Origin of the sequence: Kitasatospora nipponensis (assembly GCF_039528135.1) — a bacterium.
In the GTDB taxonomy this organism is placed as follows: domain Bacteria; phylum Actinomycetota; class Actinomycetes; order Streptomycetales; family Streptomycetaceae; genus Kitasatospora; species Kitasatospora nipponensis.
In genome coordinates this window covers 1-500 of sequence record NZ_BAAALF010001244.1, presented here as the reverse complement: position 1 = coordinate 500, position 500 = coordinate 1, and the positions used below count along the sequence as shown (strand labels likewise).

At 62.6% G+C, this 500-nt stretch carries 1 protein-coding gene and 1 pseudogene; both read right to left on the bottom strand.

Features of this window, described 5'->3' with window-relative positions:
- Positions 1-181: pseudogene (locus ABD323_RS45875) on the bottom strand (superoxide dismutase [Fe]); the annotation flags it as partial.
- A 130-nt stretch (positions 182-311) separates the two neighbouring features.
- Positions 312-500: hypothetical protein (locus tag ABD323_RS45870; protein WP_344447830.1), on the bottom strand; the 189-nt coding region annotated here is incomplete at its 5' end.

Genomic DNA, 500 nt, shown 5'->3' with positions numbered 1-500 from the left:
ACTTCGCGATGATTTCTTCGAGCGTCTTGCTCTCGTTCTCGGTGCCCTTGGTCAAGTTGTTCAGATTCGTCACGTAGGTCAAGTGGTGCTTGCCCCAGTGGAAGTCGAGCGTCTCCGACGAGATGTGCGGAGCGAGTGCGTCCTTGGAGTAGGGCAGCTCCGGGAGGGTGAACGAGCCCATGTTCGGTCCTTCGATCGTAGGAGGCCAGCTCTGCTTGCCGGATCGCTCCGACCAGCACAGCCGATCATGACATGACCGAACGAGCTCAACTCTCCTATCCGGAAAGCCGGTTGTGTCCCGCCTCCCTCCGTTACCATCCCGCCCGTCGAAGCCAGTTGGCGGGCTGGTCGTCGAACGACTTGCCGGCCAGCACGCCGCACTCGGTCCGCTCGGTCAGGGAGTGCTCGCCCTGACGGGTCGTCTGCGTGGCGAGGAAGTTGTGGCCGGTGTACGCGTACGACTTCTCCGCACCCGAAGAGCTCCGGTGCCTCCTGTCGAG